This window comes from Bifidobacterium sp. POST2/T3 (B1) (assembly GCF_058197115.1).
Genome location: NZ_JBVPQK010000211.1, coordinates 1 through 4773, shown reverse-complemented (window position 1 = coordinate 4773; position 4773 = coordinate 1). Strand labels below are relative to the sequence as shown.

The 4773-nt window shown below is 61.9% G+C and carries 4 protein-coding genes; 1 reads left to right on the top strand and 3 read right to left on the bottom strand.

All coding sequences use genetic code 11. The annotated features are described in order from the left end of the window. Positions 1-186: 186 nt before the first annotated feature. From AC0AP0_RS09190 to AC0AP0_RS09180, 3 genes are all read right to left on the bottom strand, one after another. Complete coding sequence (locus AC0AP0_RS09190) at positions 187-921, bottom strand: DUF4191 domain-containing protein (protein ID WP_110425462.1); 735 nt, start codon at positions 919-921, stop codon at positions 187-189. A 48-nt stretch (positions 922-969) separates the two neighbouring features. Next, positions 970-2457 carry a dihydrolipoyl dehydrogenase family protein gene (locus tag AC0AP0_RS09185; protein WP_490430244.1) on the bottom strand — a complete coding sequence of 496 codons (1488 nt, stop codon included), beginning with the start codon at positions 2455-2457 and terminating at the stop codon, positions 970-972. Between the two features lie 141 nt (positions 2458-2598). Continuing rightward, a complete protein-coding gene (locus AC0AP0_RS09180; RefSeq protein ID WP_046323086.1) occupies positions 2599-3225 on the bottom strand; it encodes a DUF3043 domain-containing protein in 627 nt (208 codons plus the stop codon). Between the two features lie 66 nt (positions 3226-3291). On the opposite strand from AC0AP0_RS09180, the gene AC0AP0_RS09175 reads away from it, so the two are divergent. After that, entirely contained in the window at positions 3292-4668 is a 1377-nt protein-coding gene (locus tag AC0AP0_RS09175; RefSeq protein WP_490430243.1) for a dipeptidase, read from the top strand. Positions 4669-4773 lie beyond the last annotated feature (105 nt).

The window sequence follows — 4773 nt, the reverse complement described above, 5'->3', positions numbered from 1 at the left end:
ATCACAGCTTCGCAATCGGCCTTTGATTTCAGTTCTCTCACTGAACTGCTCCTTTCCTGGAAAACCGTAACGGTCACTCAGTCTAGGGGACCGCTTTTTTCGGTAATGCGCCGCTGAGGTTACGGGGGTGTTTCATGCGAAGGTCCCGGCGCCTCCCTTGGGGAGAGACCGGGGCCTTCAAAAACATCAGCGTCCGCGCATGGCCTTGCGGCTGACGTGTATCTTGGTCGGATCGATGCCCTTGGGCATCCCCAAGGCGCTCTGCCGCTTTTGCAGGGTGACCAGCCGGTCGTTGAGGGTCTCCAGCTCAGTGGGTGTCAGCTTGATCTTCTTCTTGATCACGGTGCGCTGGAGCTTGTTGAGCGGGACCTGGTCAGGGCCGTGGCCCACGCTGATGCGGTAGATGGGGATGGCCGATCCGCGGGTGATGCGGCGGATCTTCTCCTCTTCGCGGTTCATGGCCTTGTTGACACGGTTGTAGTCGCCCTCGGCTATCAGGTAGACCCCGGTGCGGCCGGTGCCCCTCCAGACGGCGTCCTTGGTCTTGGCATCGATCCAGACGGGTTCCTGGGGGAAGGAGAAGCCTGCCTTGGAGATGCTGCTCAGCACGGCGGCGGCAGCGCCTGGACGGCCCTCCATCTTGGCGTAGCCGACCCTGTCGGAGCGCCTGGTCAGGGTCATGGTGGCCAGGAGCAGGCCGACCATAATGCCTAGAAGCACGGTCAGAATCCAGGACAACCAGCCGAAGTGGGCCAGCAGGCAGATCACGACTGCTATCAGTGTGGGCACCAGGATGGCCGCGGCCAGCAGCCAGGGAAGGGCCTTGTCCTCTGCGTGAGTAAATTGATAGATTTTGACGATCTGACTGATCGTGCTGTTCTTCTTTTTTGCCTTTTTGCCCTTGGTGTCCTCTGTAGCCATGCCATCCTCACTCGGAAACGTTCACTGGTTGACCAGTCTACCGCATGCCTAACGCATATTCAGGGGTCTGCCGTCAGCCTTGAGCAGGGCCTCTCCAATGGCTTCCGAGAAGGTGGGATGGGGGTGGATGAGCCCGGCTGCCCGGTGCAGGGGAATCTGGTTGCCCACCAGCTGCTGAGCCTCGGCAATATTCTCGGAGGCTTGGGGGGAGACCATCTCCAGACCGACCACTATCTGCTTCTCCATGTCGGTGGCTTGGCAGGCGGTGATCAGGCTGAGGGTGCCCTGCATGCCGCTCATGCGCATGCGCGAGTTGGACATCATAGGGTAGATGGTCTCCCTGACCTGGTTCAGCGATGGATCGTCCTCGGCTTCCTGACGGCTGAAGCCCACAGCTGCGGCCTGGGGGGAGGAGAAGACCACGCGGGGAATGGTGGCCTCGTTGACCGGCTCGGGGTCCAGACCGGAGGCGGCATCAGCCAGGGTGATGCCCTGTTGGAAGGCCCTGTGGGCCAGATGGTGACCCGGGGTGATGTCCCCCAGGGCCCAGACCCGATCACGGCTGGTGCGCCCCTGAGAGTCGGTCAGGACCTGGCCATGTTCGTCCAGGTCAATGCCCAGCTCCTTCATGTGCTCGGGGTCAGTATTGGGATCCCTGCCGATGGCCACCAAGACCAGATCAGTTTCGATTGCTCCCGCCTGGCCCTTGTCATCCGTTGGCTGGTAGTCGACCTGAATGCCTCCATCAGCGGGTAGACGGTGACCGCCCGAGCAGCGGGCATGAGTAATGATCTGAATTCCCTGACGCTCCAGCTCCCGGGTCATAATCTGCCCGGTCCGGCGACCCCAGTGGGAGAGCACCCGGTCCCGTCTGACCATCAGGGTCACCTGACAACCGGCTTGATTCCAAATGGTGGCGAATTCCAGGGCCACAGCCCCTGATCCAATAATCAAGGCGCGTCGGGGGAAGGGCTTGAGGGTCAGGGCCCGGTCAGTGTCAATGACCAGATCATCGAAGGGGAGTTCTTCCAGGGCCCTGGCATGAGAACCGGTGGCCAGGATGGTATCGCAGGTGGTCAGGCGTGTTCGATTGCCGTCATCGTCAGTCACTTCTACCAGACCGTCGCCGACGATGGTGCCATGGCCATGCACCACAGTGATGCCGCGTTGCTTCAAAAGACTCGACAGGCCCCCGGTCATGGCATCCACCATCCGGTCCTGATAATCCTGGAGCTTCTGGTAGTCGATGTTGGCCGACTCGATATTGATGCCCATGGCGGCTCCGAGGTCGGCCTGTTCCAGAACCTGGGTGGCGGTCAGCAGAGCCTTGGTGGGGATGCATCCCCGGTTCAGGCAGACGCCACCAACCACAGGATCCTGTTCGACCAGGGCCACCCGTCCGCCCAGCTCTGCCGTGCGCAGGGCCGTGGCATAGCCCCCCGGGCCGGATCCGATGATGATGGTGTCGTACTGGCGGCTGTCGGCATCCCAAGGGTCAAGAGACTCCGTGCCGGCTTGGTTGATCGATTGCTGCATAACAATCCATGCTAGCGGTACAGGCTGGGAGAATGAAGACCATTCGCAGAATGTGGAGCGAATACGAAAACCGCCCGGAACCTCAAGAGGAACCGGGCGGCGTGACCGACCACAGGCCGGAACATCAAAAACACTCGACTGTCACTTGGGCCAGTGCCCACGCTTGCTCTGGTTGGGCTTGGGGACCCGCCACCGCCGGACCATCATGGCCCGCTGCCAGGCATAGGAGGCCGAGCGTGATCCCTTGGCTACCGAGCGCTCGCCGAATTTGTCGATCAGCAGGCGCTTGAGTTTGCGCCACATCAGCCAGGTATCGACCAGGGCCACGATCAGGTAGCCGTATAGAAGAATGGTCACCACCATGGTGAATGTGGCATAATATTTCGGACCTACGAACATGCCCATCAGGGTGGCCACGAACATGAGGATGATGGCCGGGAAGATCCATTCCAGCAGATTGAAGCGGGCGTCCACATAGTCGCGGATGTAGATTCTCCAGGGCAGGCGCTCCGACTTGGGCATGTGGTCGATGTCGCCGGTCCTCATGGCCTCATACTGGGCATCCTCACGGGCTCGGATCCGGGCCTTGGCGGCCTTGCGTGAGGCCTTGCGGTCCTTGGGGACCAGCGGACGCAGGTTCCTTGCCTCGGCCTGCTTGCGCTTGGGTGTGGGGCGTCCCTTGCCTCGTACCTCTGCAGCAGAGGCGGCCTGGTCCGCCTCAGCCTCTTTGTCCCGTCGATCCTTGCGTGAGAAGGGGTTCCATGTCATGCGAACAGGTTACGGTGACGCCTAGACTCGCAAGCATTGATTCACAAGCAATCACAGGAGGTAGCGATGGCAAAGCTGGGCCTGGAAACGATCCGCACACGTGTTCAGGACGATGAGAGCCGGGTCGTCGATCTGCTCAAGGACAAGATCGCCCTGGCCTCGGTTTCAGCCAAGGGAATCACCGGGGATCACATGCGGCGCTCAGCCGACTATGTGGCCGGACAGCTGCGGCAGGTGGGTGTGGACGCCCATGTGGTCCAGGCCACCAATCCTGACGGGACTCCGGGTGCCTTCGAGGTCATCGGATCCCGTCAAGTGAATCCCAATGCTCCGACTGTCCTGCTCTATGCTCATCACGATGTGCAGCCGGTGCCCGATCCCTCCCAGTGGTCCACTGATCCCTTTACCGGTGTGGAGAAGGAGGGACGGCTCTACGGACGTGGGTCGGCCGACGACGGAGGCGGTATTGCCATCCACTCGGGTGCCTTGCATGCCTTGGGCAAGGACCTGCGCGTCAACGTCAAGGTCTTTATTGAGGGGGAGGAGGAGATGGGCTCGCAAAGCTTCATCCCCTTCCTTCAGGCTCATCGGGACGACTTCGCCTCGGATCTGATCATCGTGGCTGACTCGGGCAACTGGTCGGCGGACACCCCAAGCCTGACCACCTCTCTGCGAGGGAATGCGGACCTGGATGTCACGGTCACAGCCCTGGAGCATCCGGTCCACTCCGGCCAGTTCGGCGGGCCTATTTTGGATGCCAACACTTTGGCTGCCATGCTGATCGCCTCCATGTATGACGACCAGGGTCAGCTTGCGGTGCCCGGCCTGGAGGGCGGCCAGCCTATCGGCGGCCTGCAGCGTGACCTGGACCAGGCCCAGCTGCGTTCAGATGCCGGTGTGGTGGACTCCTACCGGCTGGCTGGAACCGACTCCCTGGCATCCCGTCTCTGGACCAAGCCGGCAGCGGCGGTGATTGGCTTCGATGCCCACCCGGTGGAGGGCTCCTTCAACGTGCTGGCCGACAAGACCCGCTTCCGCATTTCCCTGCGCACCGCGCCCACCCAGCGGCCCGAACAGGCCGTACAGGCCCTGACTGATTTTCTGGTCGCCCATGCACCCCAAGGGGCCAAAGTGGAGGTCACCCCTAGCGGCTTGGGCATGGGATGGGCCATGGATGCCGAAAGCCCGGTAGTCAAGCAGGCTGAGGAGGCCATGCGGCAGGCCTTTGGACGCGACCCGGTCAACAAGGGCGAGGGCGGATCCATCCCCTTCATTCCCGAGCTCAAGCGGCTATTCCCTGAGGCCCAGGTCCTGGTGACCGGCCCCGAGGATCCCCAGTCCAACGCCCACAGCCCAAATGAGTCCATCTCCCTGCAGGGGCTGGTCGACAACATCATCACCGAGGCCCTTTTGCTGGATTCCCTGGGAGAGGGCCAGAACTGACTTTTGGCCACGGTGTGTTCTAGGGTTACAGGTGACACGGGGGCCGTATGCCTGAGGGCGTGCGGCTGAGAGGAGGCTCAGCCTCAACCGGACGAACGTTTACCG